This window comes from Micromonospora citrea, assembly GCF_900090315.1.
Lineage (GTDB): Bacteria > Actinomycetota > Actinomycetes > Mycobacteriales > Micromonosporaceae > Micromonospora > Micromonospora citrea.
Genome location: NZ_FMHZ01000002.1, coordinates 5,056,011 through 5,070,619, shown reverse-complemented (window position 1 = coordinate 5,070,619; position 14,609 = coordinate 5,056,011). Strand labels below are relative to the sequence as shown.

The following is a 14,609-nucleotide window of genomic DNA, read 5'->3' as shown; positions in this document are numbered from 1 at the left end:
CGGCGTCTCGTCCCTGCCTCCCCCGCGTCCGCCGGTCGGGACGACGGCGCGCGCCGACCGGACGTCGTGGGGTGACACGGCCCGGCAACGGTCGCCGGGTGGTGACGGTCCTCCGGTGCGACCGGGGAATCCCGGTCCGGCCGCACCGGACGACCGTTCTGCTCGTGCGTCACCGGGCCACGCCGGCCCGGCCGCACGTCCTCCGGCTCCGACCTCGTCCCGGCCGCGGGGCGCAACCGCGGCCGGTCCCTCGCCGGTCGGCGCCGGAGTCGGCTCAGGCGGCGACCGTGGCCAGGGCCGGCTCCACCTCGGTCCACGAGGAGCCCAGCTCCGCCGACCGGGTCACCGCGTCCAGCACCAGCTGGACCTGCAACCCGTCGACGAAGGAGGGCGCCGGGTCGACGCCGGTGGCGACCGCCTCGACGAAGTCGCGCGCCTGGTGGGTGAAGGAGTGCTCGTAGCCGATGAGATGGCCGGGCGGCCACCACGCGGACATGTACGGGTGCTCCCCCTCGGTCACCAGGATGCGGCTGAAACCCTGCTCGCCGGCGGGTCGCGTCGCGTCGTAGAACTCCAGCTCGTTGAGGCGTTCCAGGTCGAAGGCCACCGTGCCCAACGAGCCGTTGATCTCCACCCGGAGGGCGTTCTTGCGTCCGGTGGCGAAGCGGCTCGCCTCGTACGTCGCCAGCACGCCGCCGTCGAGGCGGGCCACGAAGACCGCCGCGTCGTCGACGGTGACCGCCCCGGTGGCCGGGCGGTGACCGTCGGCGCCGTTGCCGTCGACCGCCGCCCCGTCCACCGTCGCCGCCAGCCCGCTCGACCCGGCCGGCAGCGGCCGCTCCTTGACGAACGTCTCGGTGACCGCGCTGACCCCGGTGATCCGCCGGCCGGTGACGTACTGGGTCAGGTCGATGATGTGCGCGCCGATGTCGCCGAGCGCGCCGGAGCCGGCCTTGTCCCGCTGCAACCGCCACACCAGGGGGAACTGCGGGTCCACGATCCAGTCCTGCAGGTACGTCGCCCGGACGTGCCGGATCACCCCGAGCCGCCCGTCGGCGACGAACTGGCGCATCATCGCGACCGCCGGCACCCGCCGGTAGTTGAACCCGCACATCGACCGCACCCCGGCGGCCTGCGCGGTGACCGCCGCGGCGGCCATCGCCCGGGCCTCGGAGACCGTGTTGGCCAACGGCTTCTCGCACAGCACGTGCTTGCCGGCGGCCAGCGCGGCGAGGGCGATCTCGGCGTGGCTGTCCCCGGGCGTGCAGACGTCGACCACGTCGATGTCGTCCCGGGCGATCAGGTCGCGCCAGTCCGTCGTGTACGCGTCCCAGCCGAGCCGGTCGGCGGCGTCGGCCACCTTCCCGGCGTCCCGGCCGCAGATCAGCGACATCCGGGCCCGCGCCGGCAGGTCGAACACCCGGTTCACGGTGCGCCACGCCTGCGAGTGCGCGGCGCCCATGAACGCGTAGCCGACCATGCCGACCCGCAGTTGTCTGTCTGTCGTGGACAAGGTGGGTCTCCCCCCGTGTGTCAGAACCCGAGCTTGAGGTAGCTGCCCGCGTTCTCCTTGGTGATCGTCTCCGAGGCGAGGATGATCTCCTTGGGCACCTGGAGTTCCACCAGGTCGGACATGCCCCTGCCCTGGCCGATCAGCCGGGCCAGGGAGATGGCCGAGGAGGCCATCGAGGGGCTGTAGGTCACCGTCGCCTTCAGCACCGTGTTGTCCGCCTGGATGTCCTCCATCGCCTTCTTCGAGCCGGCGCCGCCGACCATGAAGAACTCCTTGCGGCCGCTCTGGTTGACCGCGGCCAGCACGCCGATGCCCTGGTCGTCGTCGTGGTTCCAGAGCGCGTCGATCTTCGGCAGGGCCTGGAGCAGCTGCGCCGCCTCCTGCTGCCCCGAGTCGGCCGTGAACCGGGCGGCCCGGCGGTTGGCGACCTTGAAGCCGCTCGCCGTCAGGGTGTCGAGGAAGCCCTTCGACCGCTCCTGGGTCAGCTCCAGCTCGTCCATGCCGGCGATCTCGGCGATCACGGGGTTGCTGACGCCCTTGGCCTTGAACTGCTCGATCATGTAGGTGGCGGCGGCCACGCCCATGCCGTAGTTGTCGCCCTTGATCTGGAGCCGGTAGGCCCGCGCGTCGGGGAACGCCCGGTCCAGGTTGACCACCGGCACGCCGGCCTTCATCGCCTCCAGCCCGAACGCGTTGAGCTCCTTGCCGTCGTGCGGCAGCAGCACGATCACGTCGGGCTTCTGCGAGATCAGCGTGGACAGCGCCGCCCGCTGGGCCGCCGCGTCCGCGCCGGCCTCGACCGACTTGAACTCCACGTCGGAGTACGTCCCGGCCTGCGCCTTGGCGTTGTTGGTGATGGCGGCGATCCAGCCGTGGTCGGCGGCCGGCGCGGAGAAGCCGATGACGACCCGCTTGCCGGGTTCGTTGTTGCCGCCCGGCGCGGCCGCCGCCTTGGTCTGCGCCTCGGTCGGCTTGGCCTCGTTGCTGGTGCAGCCGGCGAGCAGCACGCCGGCGCCGACGGCGGCCCCGCCGAAGAGCAGCCGGCGACGCGACATGTCGCGACTGTGCTGGGTCATGACGACCTCCTGGGTTGACGGTGGTGGAGGAAATCTCGCGGTGCGGAACGGAAGAGCGCGTGCGGTGCCCGGCCACCGTCGCTCGGGTGGCCCGGATGTCGCGGGAGTGCGGATGCGGGTCGGTGCGACCCGGCCGGGTGTGCTGTGGTGCGGGTCAGGTGGTGGTGAGCCGGTTGCGGTTCAGGAACTGGGTGAGGCTGCGGAACTGGACCTGCTGGACCAGTACGGCGGCGACGATGATGCCGCCCTTGACCATGTTCTGGGCCTCCGTGGAGAGGCCGTTGATGGCGAAGAGGTTGGTGATGGTGGCGAAGATGACCACCCCGAGCAGGGAACCGATGATGGTGCCCCGCCCGCCGCTGAGCAGCGTGCCGCCGATGATCGCGGCGGCGATCGCGTCCAGCTCGTAGAGGTTCGCCATCGCCGCCTGCGCCGAGTTGGCCTGGGCGGTGAGCATGATGGCGGCGATCCCGCAGCAGAGCCCGGAGAGCGCGTAGAGCAGCACGGTGTGCCGCCGGACGTTGATGCCGGCGAGCCGGGCGGCCTCCGGGTTGCCGCCGACGGCGACCGTACGCCGGCCGAAGGTGGTGCGGTTGAGCAGCACCCAGCCGGCGGCCACCACGGCGGCGAGGATGTAGACCAGCAGCGGGATGCCCAGCAGGCTGTTGCTGGCGAGCCCGTTGATGAAGCCGTTCTCCGACACCTGGGTCTGCTTGTCGGAGATCTCGGCCGCCAGGCCCCGGGCCGCCACCAGCATCGCGAGGGTCGCGATGAACGGCACCAGCCGGCCGTACGAGATGAGCAGCCCGTTGACCAGGCCGACCGCCAGCCCGACGGTGAGCGCGCTGAAGATCATGCCGCCGGCGCCGTAGCTCTGGGTGGCCACCGTGGTGCACCAGACGCCGGCCAGCGCGACGATCGCGCCGACGGAGAGGTCGATGCCGCCGCCGATGATCACGAAGGTCATGCCGACGGTGACCACGCCGACCACGGCCGCCAGCTTGAGGATGCTCAGGACGTTGTCCCACACCCAGTCCGGGTTCGAGTACAGGTCGGAGCGGGTGAGGGCGCCGATCACGACGAGCACGACCAGCACCCCGATCAGGCCGAGGTTGCGGCGGGCGCCCTCGCCGCCGTCGCCCCGCCACCAGGAGATCCGGCCCGGTGCCGGCCTCTTGTCGACGCCCGCCCCGGTCTGCGCCGGATCCACCGGCGGCGACTGCGCCGGCAGTTGCGCCGCAGCCTGCGGCGCCACGGTGGGAACAGGACCCTCGGTCATGCCGGTGCGCCTTCCATCAGGGACCCCGCCATGACGAGGTCGAGCACGGTGTTCTCGTCGAGTTCGCGGGCCGGGGCCTCGTGGACGACCCGCCCCTCCCGCATCACCAGCACCCGGTCGGCCAGGCCGAGCACCTCGGGGACCTCGCTGGAGACCAGCAGCACCCCGACGCCGCGCGCGGCCAGCCCCCGGATCACCTGGTAGAGCTCCGCCCGCGCGCCGACGTCGACGCCCCGGGTCGGCTCGTCGAGCAGCAGCAGCCGGGTGTCGCCGAGCAGCCAGCGGCCGACCACCACCTTCTGCTGGTTGCCGCCCGAGAGGGTGCGCACCGGCCGGCGTACGTCGCGGGGGCGCAGCTCCAGGCTCTCGGCGATCCGGTCCGCCTCGGCCCGTTCCCGCCCGGCGTCGGTGAACCCGGCGCGGGCGTAGCGGGCGAAGGTCGCCAGGGTCACGTTGCGGTAGATCGGCTCGCCCAGCAGCAGCGCCTGGCTCTTGCGCTCCTCGGGGGCCATTCCCATGCCGGCCCGTACCGCCGCGCCGACGCTGCCGGGGCGCAGCGCCCGGCCGGCCATCCGCACCGAGCCGGCGTCGGCGCGGCGCGCGCCGTAGATGGTCTCCAGCAGCTCGGAACGGCCCGAGCCGACCAGCCCGGCGATGCCGACGATCTCGCCGGCCCGGACGTCGAGCGAGACGTCGGCGAACTCACCGGCCCGGGTCAGCCCCTCGACCGTGAGCAGCTGCGCGCCGCCGGCCGCGCCGGCCGGGCGGTCCGGGAAGACGTACTCGATGGTGCGGCCGGTCATCCGGCTGACCAGGTCGCGGGTCGGGGTGTCGCGCGCCGACAGGTTCGCCGCGGTGGTCCGGCCGTCCTTGAGTACGGTGACCCGGTCGCCGATCTCGCGGATCTCCTCCAGCCGGTGCGAGATGTAGATGACGGCGATGCCCTGCGCGGTCAGCTCCCGGATGATCCGGAACAGGTTGCCCACCTCGTCGTGGGCCAGCACGGCGCTCGGCTCGTCCATGATGATCAGCCGGGCCTCGTGGGAGAGGGCGCGGGCCATGCTGACGATCTGCTTGCCGGCGGCGGGCAGCGCGCGCACCATCCGTCCGGGCGGGATCTCGGCGTGGCCGAGCCGGCCGAGTATCTGCCGGGTACGCCGGACCATGGCGCCCCGCCGGACGAAGCCGAGCCGACGCGGCTCGTGGCCGAGAAAGGCGTTCTCCGCGACCGAGAGGTCCTCGACCAGGTCGAGTTCCTGGTAGATGGTGGCGATGCCGGCGCGCATGGCGGCCTGCGGATCGGCGAACGTGGTCGGCTCGCCCCGCCACTCGACGAGCCCCGAGTCGGGCCGGTGCACCCCGGCGAGCACCTTGATCAGGGTGGACTTGCCGGCGCCGTTCTGCCCGAGCAGGCAGTGCACCTCGCCGGCGCGCACCTCCAGGCGCACCCCGTCCAGGGCCCGTACGCCCGGAAAGGTCTTGACCACGTCGGTGAGGCGCAGCACCACCTCGCCCGCGACGGCGTCGGCGGGCGTCTCGACCAGCGGGGCGCCGACGGGGACGGCCTCCGCCGACCCGGCGGGCGTCTCCTCGGATGGGACCACGGTCTCCTCCTCGCGCTCGGTCACGATGCCTTCTCCGATCGCGACTGCGCGGCTCGCAGACCCGGCTCACTCCTCGCGCTCACAGGCCCACCTTCCGATCGCGACTGCGGGGCTCGCAGACCCGGCTCACTCCTCGCGCTCACAGGCCCACCTTCCGATCGCGACTGCGGGGCTCGCAGACCCGGCTCACTCCTCGCGCTCACGATGCCTCCGCGAAGGCGACGTCACTGGCGAGCACGGCCGCGCCGGCCACGCCGGCGCGCGGGCCGAGTTCGGAGAGGACGACGGGAAGGTTGCCGGTCGCCAGCGGCAGCGACCGGCGGTAGACGACGCTGCGGATCTCGGCGAGCAGGATGTGCCCGAGCTGGGCGAGCCCGCCGCCGATCACGATCATCGACGGATTGGTGAAGCTGACCAGCCCGGCCAGGACCCCACCCACCCGCCGCCCCCCGTCGCGGATCAGTTGGATGCACGTCACGTCCCCCTCGACGGCGCCCCCGGCGACGTCCAGCGCCGTCACCGCGCCGCGTGCGGCGAGGCGCTCGGCCAGCGCGGGCGACACCCCGCTGCGCGCGGCGGTGGTCGCGTCCTTGGCCAGCGCGGCGCCGCTGAACAGCGCCTCCAGGCAGCCGACGTTGCCGCAGGAGCACATGGGGCCCTGCGCGTCGACCTGGATGTGGCCGATGTCCCCGGCGCAGCCGTCGGTGCCCCGGTAGACCTCGCCGCTGAGGTAGATCCCGCACCCTATTCCGGTGCCGATCTTCACGAAGAGGAAGTCGTCCACGGAGTGGGCGACCCCGCCGTGTCGCTCCCCGATGGCCATGATGTTGACGTCGTTGTCGACCACCGCCGGGCAGCCGTGCTCGCGGGTGAGCAGCTCGCGCACCGGGAACCGGTCCCAGCCCGGCATGATCGGCGGGGAGACCGGGACGCCGTCGCGGAAGCTGACCGGGCCGGGCACCCCGATGCCGACGGCGTCGAGCCGCTCGTAGGCGCCATCGGCCCGGGCCTTGTGCAGCAGCTCGTTGACCCGCTGGAGGATCGCCTTCGGGCCGGTGCGGATGTCGGCCGGCTCGGCGTAGGCGGCCACCGGTTCCAGGCGCCCGTTGACGACCTCGACGTCGATCGAGCTGGCGCCGAGGTCGACGGCGGCGAAGCGCAGGCGCGGGCTCAGTTCGACCAGGGTGGATCGGCGACCGCCCCGGGAGGCGGCCAGACCCGCCTCGGCCACGTAGCCGAGGCCGACCAGGCGTTCCAGCTCGGCCAGCAGCCGGGGGCGGGGCATCTGGAGCCGGGCGCCCAGCTCGGCCCGGGACACGGCCCCCTCGTCGCGGAGCAGCCGCAACAGCCGTACGTGCAGGGGATCGATGCTCCGCACCGGACTCACCTCTTCACGGGCTCGCTTCACATCGACTGACGCCGAGGTGTTGTGTCCGACACAGTAGGAGCCTTCTGCGCGGGCTGTCCATACCTTCGGCAGATTCGACACCAACTTTTGTCGGATCGAGCAAAAGCCCGCCCTGCGCCACCCGCTCCCGCCCGCCCCGCCGCGCCCGCCGCGACCCCCTCCCTCCCCCTCCCTCCCCCCGCGATCTTGCAGTTCGCGCCCTCGACATATGCCGCGACCGGGGCGTAACCGGGCGATCCGAGGGGCCGAAACTGCAAGATCGCGGCAGCGGGCACGCGGGGGCGGGGGCGAGGGTGGGCGGGGCGGGGTTGAGGGGGTGGTGGGGCGCAGAGGGAAGCGCCCCGCCGACCGGGTGGGCGGCGGGGCGCGGGAGCGGTGCGATGTCGGGCGTGCGGGATCAGCGGCGGGCCGGCGCGTTGCGCTTCTTCTTGAGCTTGCGGTCGTCGCGGAGCTCGACGTAGGGCTCCTCGTCGGGCGAGTGCCCTGCCTCGATGGCGCGGCTGCGCTCCAGTTCGGCGTCGAACTCCGCGCCGAGGAGGATCGCGATGTTGCTCAGCCACAGCCAGATCAGGAAGATGATCACACCCGCGAGCGCCCCGTACGTCTTGTTGTACGAGCCGAAGTTGGTGACGTAGAGGGCGAAGAGGCCGGAGATCATCAGCCAGATCACCACGGCCAGCACGCCGCCCGGGCTGACCCAGCGGAACCCGCCGTGCCGCGCGTTCGGCGAGGCCCAGTAGAGGATCGCGAACATCAGGCTCACCAGGAGCAGCAGCACCGGCCACTTGGCGATGTTCCACACGGTCACCGCGGTGGAGCCCAGCCCGATCGCCTCACCGGCCTGCTCGGCGAAGCCGCCCGTGAAGACCACGATCACCGCGCTGGCCAGCAGCATCACGCCGATCAGCGCGGTGACGCCGACGCGGATCGGCAGCGTCTTCCAGATCGGCCGCCCTTCCGGGACGTCGTAGATCGTGTTCGAGGCGCGCATGAAGGCGGCGATGTAGCCCGACGCCGACCAGAACGCGGCCACCAGACCGAGGATGGCGGCGAGGCCGGCGAACCCGCCGCTCTGCTGCGCCTGGTTGATCGCGCCCTCGACGATCTGCCGGACGTTCTCCTGCGGAACGGCCTGGTTGACGGTGTCCTTGACGCCCTGCGTCGCCTCCGGGCCGAGCAGGCCGAGGATCGAGACCAGCACCAGCAGGCCGGGGAAGATGGAGAGCACGCCGTAGTAGGTCAGGGCCGCCGCCCAGTCGGTGAGGCTGTCCTCCTGGAACTCGCGCAGCGTGCGACGCAGCGCCGCCTTCCACCCGGTGCCCGGCAACTCGGTCGGGCTGTCGGGGCCCTCGTCGGGCCCGACGGGGCCGCGCCCGGCGCGGTGCCGTTCGCCGTGCCCGGGATCCGGACTCCGGTCGGCGCCGCCCGCCCGGCGGTCACCGCCCGCCCGCCCCGCGCCCACCGCCCCGGAAACGTCGTGGTCGCGCCCGCGGGCGGAAGACTCGTCGGAGGCCATCGCCCCTCCCCTGCTGGTCGGTTCGTGTCCCCTCGACATGCCCCGGCAGCGGCGACGGTTAACCACCTACTTGTAGAGCAACCTGCCCATCCGGCGCGACGCGACCAGCAGACCGACGGCCAGCACGCCGAGCAGGTAGAGCACGTCGAGCACCCACTCCGGGCCGGCGGTGCCCACGGTGACGCCGCGGATCAGGTGCACCGCGCGGTAGAGCGGGGTCACCTCGACCACCCAGCGCAGCAGGGCCGGATAGGCCTCGGCCGGGACGAACGTGCCGGAGAAGAGGAAGAGCGTGAACTGGGCCGAGCCCATCAGGTCGAAGTCCTGCCAGCTGCGCATGAAGGTCGAGATCGTCATGCCGAGCGCGCCGAAGGCGAAGCCGACCAGCACCGCCGCGGGAAAGGCGACCAGCGCCCGCGCCGCGGTGGTCAGATCCATCCCCACCATCACCACCAGGAACGCGGCCGAGTAGGAGCCGCCCCGCAGCATCGCCCAGCCCAACTCCCCGAGGGCGATCTCGAACGGCTGCACCGGGGTGGCGATCACCCCGTCGTACAGCTTCATGTACTTCATCTTGCCGAAGAAGTTGAACGTCGTTTCCGACAGCGCGCCCGTCATCGCCGACGAGGCGAGCATGGCCGGGGCGACGAACGCCGCGTACGTGACCACCTGGCCTTCGGGCAGCGTCAGGTCGCCGACCAGCGCGCCCACCCCGACGCCGATGGAGAGCAGGTAGAGCAGCGGCTCGACGAACCCGGACACCAGCAGCAGCCAGTAGACGGACTTCAGGGCCGCGACGTTGCGCTCGGCCACCGACGCCGCCCGACGGGACGCGCCGGAGACGTCGACCAGCCGGGGCAGGACGAGACTGACCACGGGCGCCTCCCTAGACGACGAGCCGGCGACGGAACGCGCGACGGGCCAGCAGCCAGCCGGCGACCACCCATGCCGCGAGGTAGAGCAGGTGACCGGCGACCGACCACTGGGGAGCGGTGCCCAGCGTCGCCGCCCGGCACAGGTCGACGCCGTGCCACAGCGGCGTGGCGTACGCCAGCCAGCGCAGCGCCGTGGGCAGCGACTCCACGGGGAAGAACACCCCGGCGAAGAGCGTCATCGGGATCACCGCGAAGCGGAGCAGCATCGCCAGCCAACTGTCGGTGGACACCACCGCCGCGTACGCGAAGGTCGGCGCGGCGACGGCGAGGCCGAGCAGCGCCACCACCGGCAGGGCGGCCACCGCCCACGGTGAGCGCAGCGCCCCGAACAACGCCGTCACCAGCAGGAACGCGGCGATGGTGGTCAGCACCCGGAACACCACGAAGGCCAGGTGACCGGTGAGGATGTCGCCCACCCGCAGGGGCGCGGCGCTCTGCGCGAAGTAGGTCTTGATCCACTGGAAGTTGCTGAACACCGGCCACGTCGACTCGCCGATCGCCGTCTGCAGCGCGGTCGACGCGATGAGGCCGGGCACGATCCAGTCGAGGTAGCGCACCCCGCCGACGCCCTCGTCGATGTAGGCCCCGACGCCGAGCCCGAACCCGAGCACGGTCAACACCGGCAGCAGGAAGGACGAGAAGACCCCGCCCCGCCAGGTGCGCCGGTAGCCGACCAGGTGGTGGGCCAGCACCGCCAGCGCCGGCACCCGCGGCAGCGAGGGCCGTGCCCGCTCCCGTGCCTGTTGCGCCGCGCTCACGCGACCACCCCGCCTCGCTCCGCGTCCACCACGGCCTTCCTACCCGGACGGTACGACAGACCGCGGCAACCCTACGGCGGGCCGTCCGCCCTGTCGTCCCGTTTCGCGGCCGGCCGCCCTGGCGGTGCCGAGGGCCTGACCCACGGTCGACTGCCCGCGCGGGTGGCCGCCGGCCGACGGTCAGCGCGTGCGGAGGGCGCGTACGAGCGACAGCACCGCGTAGCCGAGCAGCAGCACGCCGGCGCCGGTGCCGACGACCAGGCCCGCCGACACCCCCGAGGCGAGCCCGGTGATCAGCCCGGCCAGCGCGACGGCGCACATGGCGGCGCCGAGGGGACGCAGCAGCGGGTCGCGCAGCACCGGGGTGAGCGGGAAGAAGTGCAACCCCACCACGGCGCACACCAGCACCGGAGCGAACTCCGACCAGCCCACGAGGCCGAGCACGGCGGCCCCGATCCCGGCGGCGGCGAACTCTGCGGCGACGATCAGCAGGTACCGGCGGTCGGCGGTGCGGTCCCGGGCGACGGCGGCCCTCCGGCTCCGCGCCGCCACGACCGCGCCGGCCACCGCCGTGAGCAGCGCCACGCCGCTGCCCACGACGAGCAGGGCCCGCAGCGGTAGGTCCGCGGCCGGCACGCTGAACCAGATGGTGGCGAAGACACCCAGATAAAGAGCGCCCAACCCGGCCTGGTGCCGGGACTGGAACTGCAACCTCGACATGACACCCCCGTGCTCTCGCCGGCGGCGGCGTGCCGCGGCCCGCCGATGCTACGAAGGATCATCATCGCCGCGTCCGGCGGCCCCTGCCGGGCCGGGCAACCGCGAGCCGGCGCCCCGGCGGCAACCGCGCGCCGGCGACCCCGACCCAGCGGGCCGGGTCGGCGCGGGCCGGGACACCAGCGGCCGGCGACCGCGACACCAGCGGGCCCGCGACCGCGACTCCGGCGGCCGGCGAGCCCGGACGTCGGCGGGCCGGTCAGTCGACCAGGGTGCGGCCGGTCAGGTGGAGGAAGACGTCCTCCAGGCTGCTGCGCCGAATCAGCACGTTGGCGGGGTGCAGCCCCGAGGCGCCGACCTCCGCGACGGCCGCGTCGCCGTCGGCGACGTAGAGCAGAATCCGGTCCGGCAGCACCTCGACCCGCTCCCCCAGGCCGTCGAGCTTGCCTGCGAGGTCCTCCTGCGACTCGGCGGCGAACCGCAGTTCCACCACCTCGCGGGTGGCGTGCCGCTCGATCAGCGCGCGTGGCGAACCCTCGGCGACGATCCGCCCGCCGTCCATCACGACCAGGCGGTCGCAGAGCTGCTCGGCCTCGTCCATGTAGTGCGTGGTGAGCACCAGCGTGACGCCCTGCTGCTTGAGCCGGAACAGCCGCTCCCACACCAGGTGCCGGGCCTGCGGGTCGAGCCCGGTCGTCGGCTCGTCGAGCAGCACGATCTCCGGCTCGTTGACCAGCGCGCGGGCGATGGTCAGCCGGCGTTTCATGCCTCCGGAGAGGGGCTCGACCTTGCTGTCGGCCCGCTCGCCGAGCTGGACGAAGTCGAGCAGCTCGGCGGCGCGCGCCCGGGCCACCCGGCGGGGGACGCCGAAGTAGCGCGCGTAGGTCGTGAGGTTCTCCCGGACGGTCAGCTCGGGGTCGAGGTTGTCGAGCTGGGGGCAGACGCCGAGCCGGGCACGGATGGCCGGCCCGTCGCGGACCGGATCCATGCCGAGGATGCGCAGCCTGCCACCGCTGGGCGGGGAGACACACCCGACCATCCGCATGGTGGAGGACTTGCCGGCGCCGTTGGGTCCGAGGAAGCCGAAGGCCTCACCGGCGCGCACCTCGACGTCGATGCCGTCGACGGCGGTGAAGTCGCCGAACCGCTTCACCAACCCTTCCGCCTGGATGAGTGGTCGAGCCGTGGTCACCGCCCGACCCTAGCCGCCCCGACCGACACCTCCCACCGGATTCGCGGGCCGCGAGCGCGGCGGGACGCGCCCGCGAAGCGGCGGAATCGACCAGCCGACGGGCACGGAGAGCGACGAAACTACTCTCCGTCATGGGGCCACCAGCAGGGGACGCGGCGACGGCGCGTGGCCGACCGGTGGCTCCGGCTGGCCACGCCGGGGGCCATAGTGGACAAGATGGATTCAAACGGTCGCCAGCAATCCGTATTGCCGCCAGTTGCGGTGCACATTCCGATCAATAGCCGGCCCAAACAAGGTGCCTCTGCGTAATTGATCACCCCCAACCATTACTTACCGCAATTATGATCAGCAATATTCCCCTCGGGTGTGCAATTCGCGTATCGTGCCCCCTCGTGTCACCAGTACGTTCCCCCGGCGAATCCGCCCCCCAGCAGCCTTCGGCGGCCTCCGGATCCAGCGTGGACGACGCCCCGATGCCCCTGCCCCCGGAGCCCACCGAGCGGACCGATCCGGGTGCGCCCGATCCACGGGACCTGGCCGCCCAGTTCGAGGAGGAGAAGCCGGAGCGGCCGCTTTCCGGGCCCGTCGCGGTCCTGGTCACCGGCGCCACCCTGGCGATCGCGCTGCTCGCCCTCTGGCAGGTGTTCCGCCCGCTCCCGCAGGGCAGCAAGTTCTACCTGATGATCTTCCTGGCCGGCGTCCTGCCGATCGTCTTCCTGGCGTACCCGGCGGATCTGCGACTGCCCCGGCGCCTGCGGCGCGGAGGGCGGGGACCGGACGGAGCGGACCGGCCCGACGCCGGCGAGCGCGGCCCGAGCGTCGCCGACTGGGTGCTGGCCGCCGCGGCGCTGGTCAGCTGCCTCTACCCGGTGCTGCCGATCCGCCTCGGCGCCGGCGGCGGCGGGTACGACGCCTTCCTCGACCGACAGGGCCTGCTGGTCGGGGTCGACGTGGCCATGGGGACGGTGCTGCTCCTGCTGCTGCTGGAGGCGTGCCGGCGCACCACCGGATGGATCCTGCCGGCCGTCTGCCTGGTCTTCCTCGCCTACGGCTACTACGGCGGGCTGCTGCCCCAGTCCTGGCCGGTGGCCCACGCCGGCCTCGACTTCGGGCAGCTCGTCGACGCCTTCTACAACTCCGACAGCGGCTTCTACGGCACCCCGCTCGACGTGGCGGCGACGTACATCGTGCTGTTCACCATCTACGGCGCGGTGCTGGACCTCTCCGGGGCCGGCCGGTTCTTCGTGGAGCTCTCCGCCGCCGCGTTCCGGCGCTCCCGGACGGCGGCCGGGCGCACGGCCGTCGCCTCGGGCTTCCTGCTCGGCACCGTCTCCGGCTCCGGCGCGGCGACGACCGTCAGCATCGGCGCGGTGACCTGGCCCGTCCTGCGGCGGGCCGGCTACCCGCCGGAGCGCGCGGGCGGCATGCTCGCCGCGGCCGGCGTCGGGGCGATCCTGTCCCCGCCCACCCTCGGCGCGGCGGCCTTCATCATCGCCGAGTACCTCGGCGTGTCGTACCTGCAGGTGCTCGGCTGGGCGACCGTCCCGACGGTGCTCTACTACCTCGGCATCCTGCTCGCGGTGGAGATCGACGCCCGACGCTCGGGGGTGCGCCCGGTGGTGCTCGACACCACCTCGCCCTGGCGGCTGCTGGGCAGGTTCGGCTACCACTTCCTATCGCTGCTGGCGATCGTCGTGCTGCTCGCGGTGGGCTTCTCCGCGACCCGCGCCGTGGTGCTCGCCACCGTCCTGGCCGCCACGCTGTCCTACCTGGATCGTCGGCACCGGCTCACCCCCGCCCGCCTGCTCTCCGCGCTGAGCGCCGGCGTGCGCGGGGTGCTCGCCGTGAGCGCGGTCTGCGCCGCGGCCGGCATCATCACGGCCACCACCACCAAGACCGGCCTCGGCCCACAGGCGGCGGCGCTGCTGGTCAGCGGGGCCCAGGCCGTCAGCTCCGACCCGGCCGTGGTGCTGGCGCTCACCGCCGTCCTCGCCGCCGTCGCCCTCACGCTGCTCGGGCTGGCCGTGCCGGTCACCGCGTCGTTCGTGATCGGCTGGGTCATCATCGGTCCGGCCCTGCTGGACCTGGGCGTCACCGCGCCGGCCGCCGCCATGTTCGTCTTCTACTTCGCGGTCCTGTCCGAGGCGTCGCCGCCGACCGCGCTCGCCGCGGTGGCCGCCGCCGCCGTGACCGGCGGCCGGCTGGTGCCGACCATGTGGCAGACCCTGCGGTACGCCCTGCCCGCCTACCTCATCCCGCTCGCCTTCGTGGTCACCCCGACCGGTCTCGGGCTGCTCGGCATCGGGGGCGCGCAGCGGATCGCCGTGGCCGGGGTCGTCGCCGCCCTCAGCGTCGCCGTGCTGGCGGTGGCCGCGGGCGGCTGGCTGCCCGGCGTCGGCCCGGCCGGCACGCCGGAGCGGATCCTCGGCGCCCTCGCCGGGCTGACGCTGCTCTGGCTCGAACCCGTACCCGTCACGGTCGGCGCCGTCCTGGCTGCCGTCATGGTGGCGGGTGTGCTCGTCAGACGCGGCGCCGCCGGCCGGACCGGCGAGCCGTCAGCAGTGCCAACGCTGCACCATGGGGAGGAGAAACAGTGATACGGACCAACGTG

The 14,609-nt window shown here is 73.0% G+C and carries 11 protein-coding genes; 1 reads left to right on the top strand and 10 read right to left on the bottom strand.

The features are described from left to right. Positions 1 to 274 precede the first annotated feature (274 nt). From GA0070606_RS23265 to GA0070606_RS23220, 10 genes are all read right to left on the bottom strand, one after another. Positions 275 to 1,480 carry a Gfo/Idh/MocA family protein gene (locus GA0070606_RS23265; RefSeq protein ID WP_176737395.1) on the bottom strand — a complete coding sequence of 402 codons (1,206 nt, stop codon included), beginning with the start codon at positions 1,478 to 1,480 and terminating at the stop codon, positions 275 to 277. A 53-nt stretch (positions 1,481 to 1,533) separates the two neighbouring features. Then, on the bottom strand, positions 1,534 to 2,589 hold the full coding sequence (locus GA0070606_RS23260) for a substrate-binding domain-containing protein (RefSeq protein ID WP_091104199.1): 1,056 nt from the start codon (positions 2,587 to 2,589) through the stop codon (positions 1,534 to 1,536). A 154-nt stretch (positions 2,590 to 2,743) separates the two neighbouring features. Beyond that, the gene (locus GA0070606_RS23255) at positions 2,744 to 3,868 is read right to left on the bottom strand and encodes an ABC transporter permease (RefSeq protein WP_091104197.1); all 1,125 of its coding nucleotides are present in this window, start codon (positions 3,866 to 3,868) and stop codon (positions 2,744 to 2,746) included. After that, complete coding sequence (locus GA0070606_RS23250) at positions 3,865 to 5,376, bottom strand: sugar ABC transporter ATP-binding protein (protein WP_176737571.1); 1,512 nt, start codon at positions 5,374 to 5,376, stop codon at positions 3,865 to 3,867. The genes GA0070606_RS23255 and GA0070606_RS23250 overlap by 4 nt, the downstream gene beginning before the upstream one ends. Positions 5,377 to 5,671: 295 nt before the next feature. Further along, positions 5,672 to 6,850 (bottom strand): ROK family protein, encoded by a 1,179-nt coding sequence (locus GA0070606_RS23245; protein WP_091104195.1) that lies wholly within the window; start codon positions 6,848 to 6,850, stop codon positions 5,672 to 5,674. A 427-nt stretch (positions 6,851 to 7,277) separates the two neighbouring features. Beyond that, the gene (locus GA0070606_RS23240; RefSeq protein ID WP_091104193.1) at positions 7,278 to 8,396 is read right to left on the bottom strand and encodes a YihY/virulence factor BrkB family protein; all 1,119 of its coding nucleotides are present in this window, start codon (positions 8,394 to 8,396) and stop codon (positions 7,278 to 7,280) included. A 66-nt stretch (positions 8,397 to 8,462) separates the two neighbouring features. Beyond that, positions 8,463 to 9,272 carry an ABC transporter permease gene (locus tag GA0070606_RS23235; protein WP_091104190.1) on the bottom strand — a complete coding sequence of 270 codons (810 nt, stop codon included), beginning with the start codon at positions 9,270 to 9,272 and terminating at the stop codon, positions 8,463 to 8,465. 10 nt (positions 9,273 to 9,282) lie between these two features. Next, a complete protein-coding gene (locus GA0070606_RS23230) occupies positions 9,283 to 10,089 on the bottom strand; it encodes an ABC transporter permease (RefSeq protein ID WP_091104187.1) in 807 nt (268 codons plus the stop codon). Positions 10,090 to 10,269: 180 nt separating this feature from the next. Then, positions 10,270 to 10,809, bottom strand: a complete 540-nt coding sequence (locus GA0070606_RS23225; protein WP_141721771.1) for a hypothetical protein — start codon at positions 10,807 to 10,809, stop codon at positions 10,270 to 10,272. 256 nt (positions 10,810 to 11,065) lie between these two features. Continuing rightward, positions 11,066 to 11,998, bottom strand: a complete 933-nt coding sequence (locus GA0070606_RS23220; protein ID WP_091104181.1) for an ABC transporter ATP-binding protein — start codon at positions 11,996 to 11,998, stop codon at positions 11,066 to 11,068. Between the two features lie 473 nt (positions 11,999 to 12,471). Between GA0070606_RS23220 and GA0070606_RS23215 the strand changes: the two genes are divergently transcribed. Beyond that, positions 12,472 to 14,595, top strand: a complete 2,124-nt coding sequence (locus GA0070606_RS23215) for a TRAP transporter permease (protein ID WP_091108067.1) — start codon at positions 12,472 to 12,474, stop codon at positions 14,593 to 14,595. Positions 14,596 to 14,609 lie beyond the last annotated feature (14 nt).

Bases quoted from the DNA above. Each gene is read 5' to 3' on its own strand.
- GA0070606_RS23215 (WP_091108067.1), top strand. From the start codon at position 12,472: ATGCCCCTGCCCCCGGAGCCCACCGAGCGGACCGATCCGGGTGCGCCC.
- GA0070606_RS23255 (WP_091104197.1), bottom strand. From the start codon at position 3,868: ATGACCGAGGGTCCTGTTCCCACCGTGGCGCCGCAGGCTGCGGCGCAA.
- GA0070606_RS23240 (WP_091104193.1), bottom strand. From the start codon at position 8,396: ATGGCCTCCGACGAGTCTTCCGCCCGCGGGCGCGACCACGACGTTTCC.
- GA0070606_RS23260 (WP_091104199.1), bottom strand. From the start codon at position 2,589: ATGACCCAGCACAGTCGCGACATGTCGCGTCGCCGGCTGCTCTTCGGC.
- GA0070606_RS23265 (WP_176737395.1), bottom strand. From the start codon at position 1,480: ATGGTCGGCTACGCGTTCATGGGCGCCGCGCACTCGCAGGCGTGGCGC.
- GA0070606_RS23225 (WP_141721771.1), bottom strand. From the start codon at position 10,809: ATGTCGAGGTTGCAGTTCCAGTCCCGGCACCAGGCCGGGTTGGGCGCT.